Source organism: Rhizobacter sp. Root1238 (genome assembly GCF_001425825.1).
Lineage (GTDB): Bacteria > Pseudomonadota > Gammaproteobacteria > Burkholderiales > Burkholderiaceae_C > Rhizobacter.
In genome coordinates, this window is sequence record NZ_LMDM01000009.1 from 188,548 (window position 1) to 206,674 (window position 18,127).

Consider the following 18,127-nt stretch of genomic DNA (forward strand, 5'->3'; position numbering starts at 1 on the left):
GCAAGAGGCGGTCATTCTGCAACAAGAGTCCCATGATGCCCCGATCCCCCGGCCCCTGCGGGATGAACCTTCGGATGCGATGATCCGTCATCCCCTGCCACCTTCGACACCTTGAAAGGCCCTCGATGGAAACCTTGGACGACATGCGGCGCCGGCACCTGCTGACGATCGAGCAACATGCCGAGATCGGCGCCTGGGTGGCCAGCGCCAAGTCGCCGGAAGCGATCATGGCGATGCCGCCCCACCTCTGGCGCGCGCTGTCGCTGGCCAGCGTGCTGATGAACGTCGACGCGGAGCTGACGCAGGCGCCGATGCTGGGCGAAGGCTGACGGGCCTGCGCGAGAAGCAACTCAGGCCGGTGGATATTCGAGGTCCAGGCCGGCGCGCAACTCAACCATCCAGTCGCGGCAATCCCGGTCGTTGTTGTCCAGCGCCATGTGCGTCATCCCCATCAGGTAGATGAGCCGATTGCTCCAGACCCCCGGTTTGCTCCGCTCCGCGCACAGACTGGCCAGGTCTTGCATGTCCTTCTCCATCAGGATTCCCGGACTGGTCATGCGAGCGAGCAGATCACGGAACTTCGGCAACTGAGCGGGAGAACCCGCTCGATCCCCTGGCGCAGCCGCCGGGGCTGCGACCGGCCGTGGGCACGGCACCGGTGACGGAACTGCCTGCACAGGCTGACGAACCGGTGCCTGCGCTCCGCGATGCGCCACCGTCGGCGGAGTCTTCAGCAACCTGCTAAGCGTGGTCCACGCGGTATAGCGTGGCTGTCCTGGTGTGTTTCGCAGCGCATGCAGCTTCTTGACCGCTCGCTGCATGTCACCGGACAGCGCGTTGAAGTCCTGGATGTTTTGCGGCGACAACATCGAATCGACGAGCTTGCCGATCAACGCGAAGTCGTGCTCACTGACCCAGTGAGCGGCACCGCGCGAGTCCTGCCAACGTGCTTCCCAATGGTGTTGTTGACACTCGCGAAGTACGTGGACCAGGGCGCCAACGCCAGGGGTCGTGCCTTCGTCGATGAACTTCTCGATGGGCCGATAGGTGGCTGTGAACGGCCTCAGGCAGAGGTGCCGGGCGCCGTTCCGCGCGTGGTGAACGCGGCCGCAATGATGCTGCGATGCGACCTGCGTGCCTGACTTCTGGAAGGACGACGATGATTGCCGGCTTGGGCCGGGTCGCGACTGGGGGCAGGAAGAAGTCTGGGGGGAACCCATGATGGCCTTTGCATTTGAAGTGACACCCCAGGCGCCACCTCAGCCTCACAAGCGCCGAGCCCTCACCTGGGTAACGCCCGGTATGTCACGCCGGCCGCCACATCGTTCCACGCGCGGTACATTCTTTTCCTAGAACGTCCCCGGATACGAGCCACCGTCCAGCAGGATGTTCTGCCCCGTCAGGTAGCCCGCCTGCACGCTGCACAGGAAGGCGCAGAACGCGCCGAACTCGTCGGCCGTGCCGAATCGCTGGGCCGGGATCGCCTTGCGGCGCACATCCCATGCGGCATCGGCGTCCTGGCCGGCCTTCTGCGCGCCGGCCCGCACCGTGGTGCGCAGCCGGTCGGTGTCGAACGCGCCCGGCAGCAGGCCGTTGATCGTCACGTTCTTCGCCGCGAGGTTGCTGCGCGCCAAGCCGGCGACGAAGCCGGTCAGCCCGCTGCGCGCGCCGTTCGACAGCCCGAGCACGCCGATCGGTGCCTTCACCGCGCCCGAGGTGATGTTGACCACGCGCCCGTAGCCGCGCGCCGCCATCGCATCGACCGTCGCCTTGATCAGCTCGATCGGCGTCAGCATGTTGGCGTCGAGCGCCTTGATCCACGCGTCACGGTCCCACTCGCGGAAATCGCCCGGCGGCGGTCCGCCGGCGTTGTTGACCAGGATGTCGACCTGCGGGCAGGCGGCCAGCGCGGCCTCGCGCCCGACCTGCGTCGTGATGTCGCCGGCCACCGTGCGCACCTCGCCGCGCTTCAGCGCCCGCAGTTCGGTGGCCGTCGCCTCCAGCGCTTCGGCGCCGCGCGCGGTGATCACCACGTTGGCGCCCTCGCGCACCAGCGCCTGCGCGCAGCCCTTGCCCAGGCCCTTGCTGGCGGCACACACCAGCGCCCACTTGCCTTCGATTCCGAGATCCACGAGATTCCTTTCGACGCCGGCCGGCGATGCGCCAGGATTCTCGGCGAACTCGCTACTTCAGCGCCTCGACCCGGTCATACAGCTCCTTCGACCACGGCGCGTCGGGCGCCGTGACGGCCTTCTGCACCGCCTGCATGAACGGCTTGCGGTCCACCTTGACGATGGTGCGGCCGGCCTTCTCGAAATCAGCCACCATGCGATTCTCCGATTCGAGGATGTCGTTGCTCGAGCGCGTGGAGGCCTCCCACAGCACCTGCTCGAACAGCTTGCGGTCGTCGGCCGGCAGCTTGCCCCAGGCCGCCCCGGACACGATGGTCAGCAGCGACTCGGTGATGTGACCGGTCAGCATCGTGTACTTCTGCACCTCGTAGAACTTCTTGGCCTCGATGGTCGGCAGCGGGTTCTCCTGCGCATCGACCGTGCCGTTCTGCAGCGCAAGGTACACCTCGGCAAAGGCGATCGGCGTCGGGTTCGCGCCGACCGCGCGCGGGAACATCATGTACAGCGGTGCATCGGGCACGCGCAGCTTCATGCCCTTCATGTCCTCCGGCTTCAGCACCTGCTTGTTGGCCGTCAGGTGGCGCTGGCCGTAGTAGGTGTAGCCGACGATGTGGTTGCCACCGCTCTTGCTCTCATACCCCGAGGCCAGCTCCTTGAAGATCGGGCTGTCGCGAAAGCTCTGCCAGTGCGCATGGTCGCGAAAGATGAACGGCCCCGACGCGATCGACAGCGGCGGGTAGGCCCGTCCGGCGAACGCCATCCCGGTGTAGATGATGTCCACCGTGCCCAACGTCAGCCCCTGGTTGATGTCGGTCTCCTTGCCGAGCGTCGAGGCCGGGAACACGTCGATCAGGTACTTGCCGTTGCTGCGCTTCCTGATCTCTTCGGCGGCCCACAGCGCCTGCTTGTGGTACGGCTCGCTGGTCTCGTAGACGTGGGCCCACTTGAGCTTGGTCTGCGCGAGGCCGGCGGTGCTGCACAGCGCCAGCACGGCGATGGACGCGAACTGCGTCAGGACGGTGGTCAACTTCATCAACGTCTCCTCATGGCTTGTTCAGGTTCAGCTTCGGGATCAGCACCTTGAAGGTCTCGTGGTCGCGCGCGATCACGGTCTTGAAGGCCGCCGCATCGGCATACGCGTAGCCGAGGTTCAGCTTGTCCATCGCCTCGCGCAGGCTCGGCTCGGCGGCGGTCTTCTGGGTCGCGGCACGCAGCACGTCGACGACGTCCTGCGGCGTGCCCTTGGCCACGCCCAACCCGCGCCAGGTGCCGATGCTCAGGTCGACGCCGCGCTCCTTCAGCGTCGGCACCTTCTCGAAACCCTTCACGCGCTGGTCGGCCATCACCGCCAGCGTCTTCAGCTTGCCGGCCTGCACATAGGTCGAGACTTCCGCCGGGCTGACCGACACCGCGTCGATCTGCGAGCCCATCAGCGCCAGCACCGCCGGCCCGGCACCCTGGTACGGCACATGCAGGAACTTCGCGCCGGTGCGGTCTTCGAGCGCCGCGGCGGCCAGGTGCCAGATCGAGCCGACGCCCGAGTTGCCGACGCGCAGGTCGCCCTTCTTCGCGGCGGCGATGAACTCCTCGTACGTGTTCCACGGCGCATCGGCGCGCACCGTGATCGCGGCCGGGTCGGCGTTGAGCTGCGCGATCGGGATGAAATCCTCGTGCGTGAACTTCGCGAGGCCCAGGTGCGGCAGCGTCGCGATCTCGACCGTCATCACCGCGAGCGTGTAGCCGTCGGGCTTGCTGTTGATCACGTAGCCCCAGCCGATGGCGCCGCTGGCACCCGGCTTGTTGCTGACGTACATCGAGGCCGGCAGGTGCTTGCGCGAGGCCTCGGCGAAGGCACGCGCGAGGGCGTCGGTGCCGCCACCGGGCTGGTAGGGCACCAGCAGCTCGATCGGGCGCGTGGGGTAGTCGGCCGCCCGGGCGTTGGAAACGGTGAAGGCCGAGAAGCCGGCCAGGGGCAGCAGGCAGGCGGCGGCCAACAGCAGGGCATGCCGCGCAGCGTCGAAGCGAATCATCGTCGTTGTCTCCGTTCAGTCGTCGTTGTCGTCGGGAAAGAAAAACTCAGGACAGCAGCCGCGGCAGCCACAGCGAGATCGCCGGCACGAAGGTCACCAGCGCGAGCGAGCCCAGCAGCGGCACCAGCCACGGCAGGATGGCCATCGTCGTGCGCTCGACCGACAGCTTGGCCACGCGCGCCAGCACGAACAGCACCAGGCCCATCGGCGGATGCAGCAGCCCGATCATCAGGTTCAGCACCATCACCAGCCCGAAGTGCACCGGATCGATGCCCAGGTGCTGCACGATCGGCAGCAGGATCGGCACGAGGATCGTGATCGCCGCGGTCGGCTCCAGGAAGCAGCCGACGAACAGCATCAGCGCATTCGCCAGCAGCAGGAACTGCCAGGGCTCGGTCGCGAAGGTCAGCACCCATTGCGCGATCAACTCGGTGGTGCGCGTCGCGGTGAGCATCCAGCCGAAGATCGACGCCGCCGCGACGATGAACAGCACCGTCGACGAGGTCTCCACCGTCTCCATGCACGCCTTGACCAGCGTCTTCAGGCTCAGCGTGCGGTACCAGACCAGGCCGAGGAACAGCGCCCACACGCAGGCGGCGATCGCGCCTTCGGTGGCGGTGAACAGGCCGCTGGTCATGCCGCCGATCAGCAGCACCGGCGTCATGATCGGCAGCACCGCGTCGAAGCGGAAGAAGCGGTCGGCCACCAGCAGCGCCGCCAACGCGAGTGCGGTCGCGAGCTGCATGTTGACGCCGGTTCTTGAAAGCGCCCACAGCACGAACGGGAACGCCACCACCACCGCCAGCTCGGCCAGCGCCTTCGCGATGCGGCGCCATTCGGGCTGCGTGTCGCGGCCCCAGCCGTTGCGGCGCGCGAACCAGGCCACCGTCAGCATCATCAGCAGCGCCATCACCGCGCCGGGCACGATGCCGGCCAGGAACAGCTGGCCGACCGAGACGTTGGCGAACATCGCGTAGATCACGAACGGCAGCGACGGCGGGATGATCGGCCCGAGCGTCGCCGACGCGGCCGTCACGCCGACCGCGAACTCGGTGCTGTAGCCGTGGTCCTTCATCGCCTTGATCTCGATGGTGCCGAGGCCGGCCGCATCGGCGATCGCGGTGCCGCTCATGCCGGCGAAGATCACCGAGCCGACGATGTTGACGTGCGCCAGCCCGCCGCGCAGCCAGCCCACCAGTGCGAGCGAGAAGTTGTAGATGCGCGTCGTGATGCCGGCCACGTTCATCAGGTTGCCAGCCAGGATGAAGAACGGCACCGCCAGCAGCGGGAAGCTGTCGATGCCGCCGACCATCCGGTGGATCACGACGAAGGGCGGCGCGTTGCCGCTCAGCAGCACGAACAGCAGCACTGCCGCGGCCATCGCGATCGCGACCGGCACGCCGGCGCCCATGAACACCAGGAAGACGAGCTTGAAGACCGCGGTCATGGGTGCACCTCGTCCGCGAGTTCGGGTTTCTCGAGCACCGACGCAGCACGTCGCCAGTTCGCGCGTGCGACGTCGATCGCGCGCCAGGTCATCGCCGCGAAGCCCAGCAGCACCGCGCCATACACCAGCCCCATCGGCAGGTCGACCACCGCCATGCGGCTCGCGCCGATGCGCCCGATCAGCTGCCAGGTCAGCACCGCGCAGGTGCCGAGGAAGCCGATGCGGACCACGTCGACCACGGTGGCCACCACGCGCATCGGCTTCGCCGGCAGCACGCGGTACAGGTAGTCGACCTGGATGTGGTTGTTCTTGCGCACGCCGATCGCCGCGCCGATGAAGACGATCGCGACCAGGAAGTAGCGCGCGATCTCCTCGGTCCACGACGCCGAATCGTTCAGCGCGTAGCGGGTGAAGAACTGGTAGAAGACCGTCGCGCCGAGCAGCGCGAACAGCACGAACGCGAGCCAGTCTTCGGCGCGGTAGGCGCGCAGGTCGACCTCGGCATCGTGGATGTCGAAGTGCGCCGCCTCCTCGGCGACGGTGGGTGGCGGCGCCTGGGTCGGTGTCTCCAGCGACGGGTTGAGCGGCGTGTCGAGCGGCATCAGTGCTCTCCGGGCTTCCATCCCGAGGCGAAGCGCACCTCGGCATTCTTCATGTGCTTGCGCATCGCTTCGCGCGCCGCGCGCGGATCGCGCCCGGCCACCGCCTGCAGCAGCTCGCCGTGCTCCTCGACGGCCTGCTTCCACACCGCCTCGCCGGAGAAGTGCGATTCCATCTGCGTGTACAGCGGGCCGGTGCGCGCCTCCCACAGCTGCTGCACCACCATCAGCAGCGCGCTGTTGCCGCTGGCCTCGGCCAGGCACAGGTGGAAGCGTTCGTCGGCCGCCACCGCCTCGGGCGCGTGTGTCGCGTAGCGCTGCATATCGTTCAGCGCGCTCTTCAGGCGTTGAAGGTGTTCCGGGGTGGCGTGTGTCGCGGCCAGTGCGGCGGCTTCGGACTCGATGATCCAGCGCGCGCGGATCAGATCGAACGGGCCGGGTTGCGCCTGTTCGGCTCGGTGCGGCGTGCTGGCCGGCTTGCGCGCGCAGACGAACACGCCCGCCCCGCCGCGCACTTCGACCAGCCCCTCGACCTCCAGCGCGATCAGCGCCTCGCGCACCGACGGCCGACTCACGCCGAGCTGCTCCGACAGGTCGCGCTCGGACGGCAGCCGCGCACCGACCCGGAACTCGCCCTTGTCGATGAGGCGGCTCAGCTGGTCGGCGATCTGCCGGTACAGCCGGCGGCTCTCGATGGTCTGGATGGGCATGGATGCCGGAAGCCGGGAATTGGTCAGGCCAGTTGATCTTCCGGGAGCCGACCCCTCGATCCAAGAGGGGTTGGCCCTGACAGGGAACTCCCTGACGCCTGCGTGTTGCCAATTGGCCTGACCACTTGTCCAATCCCTTTCGTCGGTTTTGCCGATCAGAACAACGAAGGAGACGACATGACACCGAGATCGATGCTCGTGGCCGCAGCATGCGCGCTGACCTGGCACGGGGTCGCGCAGGCCGAGGACGCGCTGGACCTGAAGATCCGCAACGGCTGGGCCGTCGCGGTGCAGCAGGACGGCGCGGTGGCCCAGCGCAGCAACAAGACCTCGTACCCGAAGGTCACCACCAGCGACGCCGCGCAGGCCTGGACCTACGCCGGCGCCGGCGAATGGACCAGCGGCTTCTTCGCCGCCAACCTGTGGCTGCTGCACGGCCAATTCGCGGCCGACGGCTGGAGCACGCAGGCACAGGCCTGGCAGAACGGCATGGAGGGCCAGGACACCAACACCGGCACGCACGATGTCGGCTTCATGGTGTTCACGCCGTTCGGCAATGCCTACCGGCTGACCGGCGTCGACAGCTACCGGCAGGTGGCGCTGACCGCCGCGAACTCGCTGAGCCAGCGCTACAACGGCACGGTGGGCGCGGTGCGCTCGTGGGGCTCGACCGGCGACAACGCGAACTTCCAGGTGATCATGGACAACATGATGAACCTGGAGCTGCTGTTCTGGGCCAGCCAGCACGGCGGCTCGGCGACGCTCTACAACCAGGCGCGCAGCCACGCGCTGAAGACGCGCGACAACCACGTGCGCGCCGACGGCAGCAGCTACCACCTGGTCACCTACGACCCGGTGACCGGCGCGGTGAAATCGCGCACCACGGTGCAGGGCTACAGCGACAGCTCGACGTGGGCGCGCGGCCAGGCCTGGGGCATCCACGGCTTCACGATGGCGTACCGCTTCACCGGCGAGACCACCTTCCGCGATACCGCGCGCAAGATGGCCGACTGGTACCTGGCGCACCTGCCCGCCGACGCGGTGCCGTACTGGGATTTCAACGACCCGGCCATCCCGAATGCGCCGCGCGACACCTCGGCCGCGGCGATCGCGGCATCGGGGCTGATCGAGCTGTCATTGCTGGAGACCGACAGCGCCCGAGCAACGACCTACCGCAACGCGGCACGCACGGCGTTGAGTGCGTTGCTGTCGGCGCCGTGGTTCGCAACGCTTGGCTCGCCGTCGAACAGCCAGGCGCTGCTGCTGCAGAGCGCGTACAACCACTACGCCGGCAACACGCTGTACAACCAGGGCACGGCCTGGGGCGACTACTACCTGCTGGAGGCGATGCAGCGCTGGCGGCGTGTCGACCCAGGGCTGGCGGCGCTGTCGGTGGCGGCGGTCAGCGCGACCAGTGCGCAGGCGGGCAACCCGGCCGCCAACGCGATCGACAACAGCCTCGCGACGCGCTGGAGCGCCGAGGGCGACGGCCAGGCCATCACGCTGGACCTCGGCTCGAGCCGTGCGATCCAGAAGGTCGGGGTGGCGTTCTACCTGGGCGACCAGCGCACCGCGCGCTTCGACATCGCGACCTCGCCCGACGGCAACGGCTGGACGACGCGCTGGCGCGGCATCTCCAGCGGCCAGACGACCGCGAAGGAGTTCTACGACATCACCGACGTGACGGCGCGCTACGTGCGCATCACCGGGCATGGCAGCACGGCGAGCCAGTGGAACAGCGTCACCGAACTCTCCGTGCATTGATCCGCTACCGGCGCCGCGTCTTCGCGGCCGGCGCCTCGGCGGCCTCGCCGCCCTGCTGCAGCCCCTCGGCCATGCCGATCAGCACGCCGCTGACCAGTGCCGAGTAGCTGTCCAGCAGCGCCTGGGCCGTCTTCAGCCCGAGCGCGCGGCTGTCGCGGATCGCCGTCTGCGCCTGCGACACCAGCTGCTCGACCGCACTGGAGGCCTGCGCGCCGGTGTCGGTGCCCTTCAGCTTCATCGTCTCGAGCACCTGGCTCCAGGCGCCCTGCAGCGGCTCGGTAGCCGAACCGGCCGCCTTGCTGACGGTCGAGAAGAAAGTGTCCTCCATCTTCTCCAGGTCGGCCAGCGCGCCCTTCAGCTGCTTTTCCTGCAGGCCGACGCCCTGGTCCACGAACTGCTGCAGCGCCTTGCGGTGCGCTTCGACGGCCTGCAGCAGCGCGCCGTCCATGCCGGCGAAGGCCTTGCCGAGCAGTGCTTCGGGGTCGATCGCCGGCGACGGGTTGTCGGCCAGCCCGGTGGACGCGGCCTTGGTCACCGTCTTCACCACGCCGCGGATGTTCTGCAGCGTCAGTTCGCGGCCCTGCAGCGCCTTCAGCGTCGCCTCGCCGACCGCCTTGCGCAGCGCCTCGCCCTGGCGGGCACTGGCTTGCGAGAACATGGCGATCAGTGCGTCCTGGTCGATCCCTGACTTGCTCATTCGCTTCTCCTGGTGATGGGTGCGCGACCGGTGGAATCCGGCGCCCCGCAAGGGTATCCAACTGTTTTCGGGAAGGAAACCTCGCCAGCCCTGATAATGTCGGACCCGCGCGGCCGCGGGCCCTCTATGGGGCCTGCGATCCGAGCCCTTTCCCTCCGGGTGCGCGACCCGCGCCCGCAACCCCCTGATCCATGGCCAAAGACCAAGTCAAGAACTCGATCGATGCCGAAGGCCTGCGTTATCGCACCAAGGCTCCCGGCTCTCCGTTTGCGTCTGCCGGCGTGTTCAGCGCCGCGACGATGTCGTGCTTCCTGTGCGGCAAGCACCGCGCGCGCACTTCGCTGAAGTCGCGCAAGCTGCTGGGCAAGACCCAGTTCGTCTGCGCGCCGTCCTGCAAGGAAGCCGACGCAGAGACTTGAGCCCGAGAGCCCGCTGGTTCAGCGGGCTTTGGCCAACAGCCAGATCCCTGCCAGCACCAGCACGGTGCCGGCCGCCACCCAGCCGGTGAACGGCTCGCCGAGGATCAGCACGCCCATCAGGATCGTCGACAGCGGCCCGACCATCCCGGTCTGGGCTGCCATCGTCGCGCCGATGCGCTCGATGGCCATCATCACCATCAGCACCGGCGCGAAGGTGCACAGTGTCGCGTTCAGCACCGACAGCCAGATCACCTCGGGCGCCACCACCGCCGCCGACATCGGCCGCAGCACCACGAACTGCCCGATGCAGAGCACGCAGGCCACCGTGGTCGCGAGACCCGTGAGCCGCAGCGCGCCCAGCCGCTTGACCTCTTCGCCGCTGAACGCCAGGTACAGCGCATAGCTCACCGCGCTGCCGAACACCAGCGCGGCGCCGAGCGCCACGTGCGAGCCGACCAGCTGGATCTCGTGCCCGAACACCAGCAGCACGCCGGCATAGCTGACGCCGAGCGCCATCAGCTGGCGGCGGTTCACCGTCTTGCGGAACAGCACGACGCCGAGGAACAGCACCAGCGTCGGGTTCAGGTAGAGGATCAGCCGCTCGAGGCTCGCGCTGATGTACTGCAGCCCGGCGAAGTCGAGGAAGCTCGCGAGGTAATAGCCGCTGAAGCCGAGGCCCAGCACGACGATCCAGTCGCGCCGCGTCAGCGCCGGCTTGCCGCGCCCCGCCCACCACGACAGCAGCAGGAACAGCGGCAGCGCGAACAGCATGCGGTACATGATCAGCGTCACCGCGTCGACGTCGTGCCGGTAGGCCAGCTTGACGATGATGGCCTTGCCGGAAAACGCGATGGCACCGAGCGTGGCCAGCAGCAGGCCGGGCCAGTGGCGTTGAGGGGTGGTCGTGTCTGTCGCCGGTACCGCCGAGGGGCTGCTCATCGCGGCGATTCTACGGACCGTCGCGCGGGCGCCGACCCGGTATCCCGGATTCGCAGCCGGGCTACAGCTTGAAGCTGCCCACCGCGCGCGACAGCATCGTCGCCTGGTCCTTCAGGCTCTGCGTCGCCGCGGTCGACTCCTCGACCAGTGCCGCGTTCTGTTGCGTCATGTGATCGAGCTGGGCGATCGCCTGGTTGACCTGGCCGATGCCGTCGCTCTGCTCGCCGGCCGCGCTGCTGATCTCGCCGATGATGTCGGTCACGCGGCGCACCGAGCTGACGATCTCGCGCATCGTCGTGCCGGCTTCTTCGACCAGCCGCGTGCCCGACTCGACCTTGCCGACGCTGTCGCCGATCAGGCTCTTGATCTCGCGCGCGGCCTGCGCCGAGCGCTGCGCCAGGCTGCGCACCTCGCCGGCCACCACCGCGAAGCCGCGGCCCTGCTCGCCGGCACGCGCCGCTTCGACCGCCGCGTTCAGCGCCAGGATGTTGGTCTGGAATGCGATGCCGTCGATCACGCCGATGATGTCGCCGATCTTCTTCGACGAACCGGCGATGGCCTGCATCGTCTGCACCACGTCGGCCACCACCTCGCCGCCGTGCGTGGCCACGCCCGAGGCCGACAGCGCCAGCTGGTTGGCCTGCTTCGCCGCATCGGCGCTTTGCCGCACGGTGGCGGTCAGCTGCTCGACGCTCGACGCGGTCTGCTGCAGGTTCGACGCGGTCTGCTCGGTGCGCGCCGACAGGTCGAGGTTGCCGGCCGCGATCTCGGTGCTGGCCGTCGTGATGGATTCGCTGACGTTCTGCACGCTCGCGACCAGCTCGGCCAGCTTGCCCTGCATCGCGCCCAGGTCGGACACCAGCGCCTGCACCTCGTCGTGGGAGCCGGTCGCCACCGGTGCCGTGCTCAGGTCGCCGGCGGCCACCCGCTCGGCCATCTTCGAAGCGCCTGCCAGCGGCACGACGATGGAACGCGACAGCGCCCAGGCGCAGCCCAGGCTCACCAGCACGCCGGCCGCGATGCCGATCGACAGCATCGTGATGCCTTCGCGCTCGCTGCGCGCGGCCGCGGCCCGCGCCTCCTCGACGCGCTGCGCCTGGTAGGCCGCCAGGTCGTCGACCGCCTTCGCATAGGCATCGGCCGCCGGGCGCAGCTTGCCGGCGATGTCGTCGCCGGCCACCTTCTCGCCGGCTGCCTTGCGCTTGACCAGGCCATCGCGCACGCCGCGGAATTTGCCGCCGGCCTCGTCGATGACGCCGAACAACTCCTTCGTGCGGTCGGTGTCGGACAGGTCTTCGAGCGTCTTGCGGACCACCTCGGAGCGCGCCGAGGTCAGCTTGCGGTCGGCGTTGATGCGGGCCGCGAACTCGGCGTCGTCGATCTGCAGCAGTGTCTCGGCACGGGCCGAGCTCAGCACGACGATCGAATGCAGTTCACGCGCCAGCAGCGCGCGCTGCGACGACGCGCCGCCCAGGTCGTTGGCGATGTCCTGCAGCCGGTCCAGGCGCCAGATGCCGATGCCGGCCGCCAGCGAGGTCACCAGCATCACCAGGCCGAAGGCCAGCGCCAGCCGCGGGGCCAGGCGCATGCGCGAGAAGAAGGAAGTCATGGGAAAAGTCCTCGGAACTGCAGGGACGGGGATGCCGCTGTCGGCACTTCACCGACAACGGCAACGCAATACCCGGCTATCGGACAGGCGACGGCAAACTTAAGGGTTTTCCCGAAGATTCATCCCGGCGGGATGGAGACGGCGTGTCGACCGGTGTTCACGCGCTTGCACATCGCCACGGCCGACAGGCTGAGACCGTCGATCCGAAACAGGTCCACGGTCTCGCCGAGCCGTGTGAAGCCGAAGCGCTCGTACAGCCGGACGGCCGCCATGTTGGCGGACAGCACCTGGAGATCGATCCAGTCGAGGCCACCGGCCTGCTGCGCCCAGCCCTCGGCATGGGCGACCAGCCGGGCGCCCAGCCCGACGCGGCGGTGGTCTCGCGCAACGCCCATGCCGAGCAGGCACCGATGCGCGGCGAACTCGTGCCCTTGCCAGCGCAAGTCGACATGACCGACCAAGGCGCCGGTCTGCGTGCTGGTCGCGACCCAGGTGCGGCGCCAGCCGGCGCTGCCGAGCGGCAGCTCCAACCCGGCACGCCATGCGGCCGCAGGCTGCGGCGCGAGCACCGATGTCGCGCGTGCCATCGGCTGGAAGTGCGGCGCGCCGTCCCGACCGTTGTCGCGCAGGTGGTCGTCGAGGTAGCGTTTGAACTCGTCGAACCCGTCCGGGCCGAGCGGGACGATTGCAACGGTTTCACTGACGGCTTGGTTCATGGCGCAAGCGTAAGTCAATGGCGTCGACTCACCGGCACATTCATTCACCGGTGGAGCACAAAACTATCGCCACTCTCGGTCATCTCCCCGCATTCCCTGCAAGGTCCCTGGCTAGCGTCCACCTCGCTGGCCACACAACGCGCACGCACGGGCGGCGCACCAGCATTCGAAGCGGGGTGCCCACGATGTCGAGGATTCATCTTCTGTTCGCAGGCTGGCTGTTGTCGGCCTCACTGCTGTCCCCAACGCTGTCCCACGCCGAGTTGCGCTCGCAGCCCGACGCCGACCTGCAGGCGATCGACGCGATGCTGCGGCGGCCCGATGCCGACATCGACCTGGCCGACGTCAAGCTCGACATCGACAAGCGGGTCGAGCCGCGCATCGACGTGGCCGCCGTGCAGCGCCGGCTCGACACCATCGTCACCGACGTGCTCGAGATGCTGCCGCCGGCACCGACCCGCCATGAGCGCTTCGAGGCCTTGCACGCCTACCTCTACCGCGCCGGCGAGTGGAACGGCAACCGCCCGTGGCTGCGCGCCGCCGACGACCCGGCTTGCCAGGCCATCGCCACCAAGCTGCTCGCAACCCACCTCGTCACGCGGCGGGGCAACTGCGTGTCGATGGCGATGCTGTTCGCGATCGTCGGCCAGCGGCTCGGGCTGGACGTCAACCTCGCGACGGCGCCGCAACAGCTGGGCGTGCTCTACCGCGACGACGCCGGCGTGGTGCGCGCGCTCGACCCGACGACCGGCGAGCTGACGATCGAGCCGGTACCGCCGCGCGGTGCGATGCCGGTCTCGGCGCTGCGCCCACTCACGCGCCACGAGTCCGTCGTGCTGGCGGCGCAGCTGTTGCTGGAGCACTTGTCCCGCCTGCCTGGCCAGGAGCCGCGCCGCGCCGCGCTGGCCGAGTTGCTGCGCCTGAACGACCCACGGCGCATCGCGTCGCAGCCCGCCGCGCCAGGCTCCGCAGCGGCCCGGATCGCGCGGCGCGAACCCGCGCGCTGAGGCGCCTCGTTCTCGATCGGCTCAGCGCCGGCTTGCGATCCAGCGGTCGATCTGCGCGTCCAGTACCGACAGCGGCAGCCCGCCCTCGGTCAGCACCGCGTCGTGGAAGGCCGGCATGCTGAAGCGCTCGCCCAGCGCCTGCTGCGCCCGCTCGCGCAGCGCCTGGATCTTCAGCGAGCCGATCTTGTAGCCCAGCGCCTGGGCCGGCCACGCCATGTAGCGCTCGATCTGGTTGCGAGCCTGCTCGGGCGACGCGCCGACGTTGGCCTGCCAGTACGCCATCGCCTGCTCGCGGCTCCAGCCCTTGGCATGCAGGCCGGTGTCGACGACCAGGCGCGCGGCGCGCGCGATCTCGAGCCGCAGCTCGCCGACCCACGCGGCCGGATCGTCGTACAGCCCCATCTCGCGGCCCAGCGTCTCGGCATACAGCCCCCAGCCTTCGCCGAACGCGTTGATCCAGATGCGCTTGCGGAACTCGGGCAGCGACAGCTCCTGCAGCAGGCCCATCTGGAAATGGTGGCCCGGCTGGCCTTCATGCAGGAACAACGCGGTCATCGTCGTCCGGTCGTAGGCGGCGGGGTTGTCGATCACGGCCCAGAAGATGCCGGGGCGCGAGCCGTCTTCGGCCGGCAGCGCGTAGTGGTCGGAGGCCGACGCCTTCGTCAGCTCGGGCTCGGGCCGGATCTCCAGCGGTGCCTTCGGCACGCGGCCGAACAGCTGCGGCAGGCTGGCCTTCACGCGTTCGTTGATGGCGCGGTAGGCCTGCAGGATCTCGGCCTCGCTGCGGTACGGCAGGAAGCTCGGGTTGGTGCGCACCCAGCCGAGCAGGCCCTTCGGATCGCCGTCGTAGCCGAGCTGCGGCGCCACCTTGGCCAGTTCGCCCTGGATGCGGGCCACCTCGGCCAGCCCCATCGCGTGGATCTCGTCCGGGCCGAGGTCGGTGGTGGTCTGGTCGCGCACCCACTGGCGGTACCAGGCGGCGCCGTTCGGCAGTGCGCCCCAGCCGTCGCTGCTGCGGGCTGCGGCCAGGTAGTCGCCTTCGACGAAGGCGGTCAGCTTGCGCATCGCCGGCGCCACCCGGCGCGTCACCGCATCGCGGTAGGCGGCGGTCAGCCGGCGACGATCCGCGTCGCCGAACGACGCCGGCAGGTTGCGGATCGGCGCGTAGTAGGCGTTCGTCGCGAGCGATTCATCGCCCAGCGGGCGCAGCGGCTTCAGCGTCGCCACCACCACCGCCTTCGGCTGCACGATGCCGCGGCGCATGCCTTCGCGCATGTTGGCGATCGCCTGGTCGACCCACGCCGGCAGGCGCGCGATGCGCTTCAGGTAGGCATCGTATTGCGCGACGGTCTTCAGCGGCTGCTCGCCCTGGCCGCTGCCGAAGGTCGCCAGCAGCACCGGGATCGAATCGAGCTGCTGCAGCGGCAGCAGGTGGTCGTCGAAGGCCTCGAAGCCGATGCGGGTGCGCAACTCGCGCGCCAGCAGGTCGTGCGTCAGCTGGTCGGCGGGCGAGAGCCGCGACCGGTCGATCGCCGCGAGCTGCCGCTCGAGGCGGTGGTACATCGCGAAGCGCTGCTGCCGCTCGCGTGGCGCGATGGTCAGTGGCAGCTGGTCGTCGAAGCGGTTGTCGCCGGCCAGCGTCGCGGTGTAGACCGGATCGCGCCGGGCCTGCTCGTCGTAATACTGGCTGGCGAGCGTCGCGAGCGCGGCTGCCGGATCGGCGGGCGCGGCCTCGACGGGGGGTTGGAACAGGGCCAGCACGCCGCTGAGGGCGGCGACCCACAAGGTTCGGTTCAGGAGCATGGCGAGGTGTCCTTGCAGCGGTGAGAGGGCGCACGGAGGTGCAGTGCAAGCGCAGCAGGATACGTGCGACCGCTGCACGAAACTGTCAGTAGTCTTCAGTCGCGTGTCAGCAGCACCCTGTCCCACACGCCGGCCGCGCGACTGTCGTATCGTCAGCCGATGGAATCACACCTCGACAACGTCTTCTGGAAGGCCCTCAGCGGCCCGCAGCTGCGCTTCTCGACGGGCTCGGCGCGCGCACGCCGCTATGCGCCCGGCCTGTCGCCGATCTTCGCCTTCGCGGACGTCGACCACCCCGACTTCGACGGCCTCGCGCCGCATTGCCCGATCGGCGAGCACTTCTACATCGCCGACTGGCGCGGCCCGGTGCCACGCGACTGGCAGCTGGTTGCGGAGGCGACGATGCACCGCATGGTCTGGCGCAGCGACGCGATGCCGGACGACCTGCTCCCCGAGGCGACCCGGCTCGGCCCGGAGCATGCGCAGCAGGCGGTCGAGCTGGCCGCGCTGACCCGCCCCGGGCCGTTCGGGCCGCGCACCCTCGAACTCGGCGACTACTTCGGTATCGTCGACGACGGCCGGCTGATCGCGATGGCCGGCGAGCGCTCGACGGCCGGCACGTTTCGCGAGGTCAGCGGCGTCTGCACGCACCCGGAATTCCAGGGGCGCGGCCTCGCCCGCAAGCTGATGAACAAGCTCGCGCGGCGGCAGCTGATGCGCCGCGAGACGCCCTTCCTGCACGTGATGTGCAGCAACGAGGCGGCGCATGCGCTGTACGTGCGCATGGGCTTCCGCGATCACCTCGATCCGGTGGTGGTGCGGGTGCTCTCCAGGCTGTAGGCGGCCGCAGGTCCGGCGGCCGCCATGCGGTCGAGCACGCGCGCCCAGGCGGTGATGCGGCGCGCGTCGCGTGCCGGGCGACCGCGCTCGAAGCCGGACCAGATGCCTTCGGCGTTGAAGCTGATCAGCACGCGCAGGTCGGGCCGTCGCGACAGCGGATGCACCGCATCGACCAGGTTGTCGAGGATCAGCGGATCGCCGTCTGCCTCGCCCGGTGGCAACCAGGCCACCACCATGTGGCGCTGCCGGTGCCCGTCCGGCTCCCCGGCCTGCGCCTCGACGTACGCGATGCGCAGTTGCGCGGCGGGCAGGCCGGCGGCCACCAGGCTGAAGTACTTCGCCATCGCGTAGTCGACGCAATCGCCGCTGCCAGGCTCGCGCGCCTCGTCGGGCGCGGCCCAGGGGGCCGCCGGATCGCGGCGCCGAGGCTCGCCGTCGTACGCGATGCGGTGGTTGATGGACGCATTGCGCGTCGCCAGAAGCAACGGTGTTTCCGCCGGGGCCGAGGACTGCGCCGCGGAAGGCGAGGCGCCAACCATGAGCAACCCGTACAGCACGGCGACAACAAGGCGGATTGGGTTCATCGAGGCGGGACGATGCCCGCACAACAAGGAGAACCCATGCAGATCCGTCAGACAAATCGCCGATGACGAGTCTGTGCGACACAACGTGCTGACGATGCGGGCCTTGTAAGGCACGCACGACGCGATCCTCCCCATACGGGCTCCACGTCATGCCCGAACGAACGGGCGCGGTGAACTGCAGATTCCGATCTTGCGCCCGTGCCGCGCCGGCCGTGTCCTCAATGTTGACGACGCAACGTGGATTTCCGCGTTCAGTTCAGAACACCACCGCCTGTGCGTCGCATCGAGCGTCGATTCGGAACCATTCACAGGATCTGGTCACTCAGCATCCGATCCGTGCATCCGCATCAAACCTTCACCGCTCGCCGATGAGCCCACTCCAACTGATACTCGACGCTTTCGAGAGCCGCACAGGCTTGCGTGCCTGGAAAGTTCTCGACGAAGACATGGCCACTCTTGTCTGTGATGGCCGGCTTCTACTGATTTTGAAGCTCCAGCGGCGCACGGGCTGGATTCGGCTTGCCACCTCGCTCGGTCGTCCAGGAGGCGGCGACACGGAAGAAGCGACGACGCGGCTTCTGGACGCTCCATTCGATGGAGCTGGCAACCAGGGCGAGTTTCAACTCACGTTCCGACAGCATCCGTGGTCGGGCCGAGTATTCGCACTGAGCCGGATGCATGCGTCCCAACTCGATGCCACCCGATTCCCGCTTTGGATCGAAGCATTCATGGATCAAGTCTCGCCGTGGGGGTGCGATGCACCTGAACCCGCACCCCGTCCTGTTCACCGTCGCCTCCTCAAGGCTTGATCATTTCCGGCGCCACCGGCGG

19 protein-coding genes are annotated in these 18,127 nt (G+C 68.7%); 6 read left to right on the plus strand and 13 right to left on the minus strand.

Annotated features, from left to right (window positions below; genetic code table 11):
- The first annotated feature begins 125 nt into the window (after positions 1-125).
- The gene (locus ASC98_RS09235) at positions 126-329 is read left to right on the plus strand and encodes a hypothetical protein (protein ID WP_047504418.1); all 204 of its coding nucleotides are present in this window, start codon (positions 126-128) and stop codon (positions 327-329) included.
- A gap of 21 nt (positions 330-350) precedes the next feature.
- On the opposite strand, the gene ASC98_RS31605 is transcribed toward ASC98_RS09235, so the two are convergent.
- The 7 genes from ASC98_RS31605 to ASC98_RS09275 form a co-directional block, all read right to left on the minus strand.
- The gene (locus ASC98_RS31605) at positions 351-1,220 is read right to left on the minus strand and encodes a hypothetical protein (RefSeq protein ID WP_157597645.1); all 870 of its coding nucleotides are present in this window, start codon (positions 1,218-1,220) and stop codon (positions 351-353) included.
- A 129-nt stretch (positions 1,221-1,349) separates the two neighbouring features.
- Positions 1,350-2,132 carry an SDR family oxidoreductase gene (locus tag ASC98_RS09250; protein WP_056816395.1) on the minus strand — a complete coding sequence of 261 codons (783 nt, stop codon included), beginning with the start codon at positions 2,130-2,132 and terminating at the stop codon, positions 1,350-1,352.
- A gap of 52 nt (positions 2,133-2,184) precedes the next feature.
- Positions 2,185-3,165 (minus strand): sialic acid TRAP transporter substrate-binding protein SiaP, encoded by a 981-nt coding sequence (locus ASC98_RS09255; RefSeq protein ID WP_056816760.1) that lies wholly within the window; start codon positions 3,163-3,165, stop codon positions 2,185-2,187.
- A gap of 10 nt (positions 3,166-3,175) precedes the next feature.
- Positions 3,176-4,162, minus strand: a complete 987-nt coding sequence (locus ASC98_RS09260) for a tripartite tricarboxylate transporter substrate binding protein (protein ID WP_056816399.1) — start codon at positions 4,160-4,162, stop codon at positions 3,176-3,178.
- Positions 4,163-4,208: 46 nt separating this feature from the next.
- The gene (locus ASC98_RS09265; protein ID WP_056816402.1) at positions 4,209-5,609 is read right to left on the minus strand and encodes a TRAP transporter large permease; all 1,401 of its coding nucleotides are present in this window, start codon (positions 5,607-5,609) and stop codon (positions 4,209-4,211) included.
- Complete coding sequence (locus tag ASC98_RS09270; protein ID WP_082541560.1) at positions 5,606-6,211, minus strand: TRAP transporter small permease; 606 nt, start codon at positions 6,209-6,211, stop codon at positions 5,606-5,608. Before ASC98_RS09270 ends, ASC98_RS09265 begins: the two co-directional genes overlap by 4 nt.
- Positions 6,211-6,918, minus strand: coding sequence for a FadR/GntR family transcriptional regulator (locus ASC98_RS09275; RefSeq protein ID WP_056816406.1), 708 nt, complete (start codon positions 6,916-6,918; stop codon positions 6,211-6,213). The genes ASC98_RS09270 and ASC98_RS09275 overlap by 1 nt, the downstream gene beginning before the upstream one ends.
- A gap of 177 nt (positions 6,919-7,095) precedes the next feature.
- Here ASC98_RS09275 and ASC98_RS09280 point away from each other — a divergent pair, with 177 nt between their 5' ends.
- Positions 7,096-8,682 carry a discoidin domain-containing protein gene (locus ASC98_RS09280; protein WP_082541559.1) on the plus strand — a complete coding sequence of 529 codons (1,587 nt, stop codon included), beginning with the start codon at positions 7,096-7,098 and terminating at the stop codon, positions 8,680-8,682.
- A 4-nt stretch (positions 8,683-8,686) separates the two neighbouring features.
- On the opposite strand, the gene ASC98_RS09285 is transcribed toward ASC98_RS09280, so the two are convergent.
- Positions 8,687-9,379 carry a DUF6781 family protein gene (locus ASC98_RS09285; protein ID WP_056816412.1) on the minus strand — a complete coding sequence of 231 codons (693 nt, stop codon included), beginning with the start codon at positions 9,377-9,379 and terminating at the stop codon, positions 8,687-8,689.
- A gap of 191 nt (positions 9,380-9,570) precedes the next feature.
- On the opposite strand from ASC98_RS09285, the gene ASC98_RS09290 reads away from it, so the two are divergent.
- Positions 9,571-9,798, plus strand: coding sequence for a hypothetical protein (locus ASC98_RS09290; protein ID WP_056816415.1), 228 nt, complete (start codon positions 9,571-9,573; stop codon positions 9,796-9,798).
- A gap of 18 nt (positions 9,799-9,816) precedes the next feature.
- Here ASC98_RS09290 and ASC98_RS09295 read toward each other — a convergent pair whose 3' ends face one another.
- The 3 genes from ASC98_RS09295 to ASC98_RS09305 form a co-directional block, all read right to left on the minus strand.
- Positions 9,817-10,737 carry a DMT family transporter gene (locus ASC98_RS09295; RefSeq protein ID WP_056816416.1) on the minus strand — a complete coding sequence of 307 codons (921 nt, stop codon included), beginning with the start codon at positions 10,735-10,737 and terminating at the stop codon, positions 9,817-9,819.
- Positions 10,738-10,798: 61 nt separating this feature from the next.
- Positions 10,799-12,346, minus strand: coding sequence for a methyl-accepting chemotaxis protein (locus ASC98_RS09300; RefSeq protein ID WP_056819896.1), 1,548 nt, complete (start codon positions 12,344-12,346; stop codon positions 10,799-10,801).
- Positions 12,347-12,465: 119 nt separating this feature from the next.
- Entirely contained in the window at positions 12,466-13,062 is a 597-nt protein-coding gene (locus ASC98_RS09305) for a GNAT family N-acetyltransferase (protein ID WP_056816421.1), read from the minus strand.
- A 221-nt stretch (positions 13,063-13,283) separates the two neighbouring features.
- Between ASC98_RS09305 and ASC98_RS09310 the strand changes: the two genes are divergently transcribed.
- Positions 13,284-14,069 carry a transglutaminase family protein gene (locus tag ASC98_RS09310; RefSeq protein WP_056816424.1) on the plus strand — a complete coding sequence of 262 codons (786 nt, stop codon included), beginning with the start codon at positions 13,284-13,286 and terminating at the stop codon, positions 14,067-14,069.
- A gap of 21 nt (positions 14,070-14,090) precedes the next feature.
- Here ASC98_RS09310 and ASC98_RS09315 read toward each other — a convergent pair whose 3' ends face one another.
- Positions 14,091-15,872 (minus strand): DUF885 family protein, encoded by a 1,782-nt coding sequence (locus ASC98_RS09315; protein WP_056816426.1) that lies wholly within the window; start codon positions 15,870-15,872, stop codon positions 14,091-14,093.
- Positions 15,873-16,031: 159 nt separating this feature from the next.
- On the opposite strand from ASC98_RS09315, the gene ASC98_RS09320 reads away from it, so the two are divergent.
- Positions 16,032-16,712: a GNAT family N-acetyltransferase gene (locus ASC98_RS09320; RefSeq protein ID WP_056816429.1), complete on the plus strand. Its 681-nt coding sequence runs from the start codon at positions 16,032-16,034 to the stop codon at positions 16,710-16,712.
- Here the strand turns inward: ASC98_RS09320 and ASC98_RS09325 are convergent.
- On the minus strand, positions 16,670-17,197 hold the full coding sequence (locus tag ASC98_RS09325; protein WP_056816431.1) for a transglutaminase-like cysteine peptidase: 528 nt from the start codon (positions 17,195-17,197) through the stop codon (positions 16,670-16,672). The genes ASC98_RS09320 and ASC98_RS09325 overlap by 43 nt on opposite strands.
- Positions 17,198-17,664: 467 nt before the next feature.
- Here ASC98_RS09325 and ASC98_RS30240 point away from each other — a divergent pair, with 467 nt between their 5' ends.
- Positions 17,665-18,105, plus strand: coding sequence for a type III secretion system chaperone (locus ASC98_RS30240; RefSeq protein WP_157597643.1), 441 nt, complete (start codon positions 17,665-17,667; stop codon positions 18,103-18,105).
- Positions 18,106-18,127 lie beyond the last annotated feature (22 nt).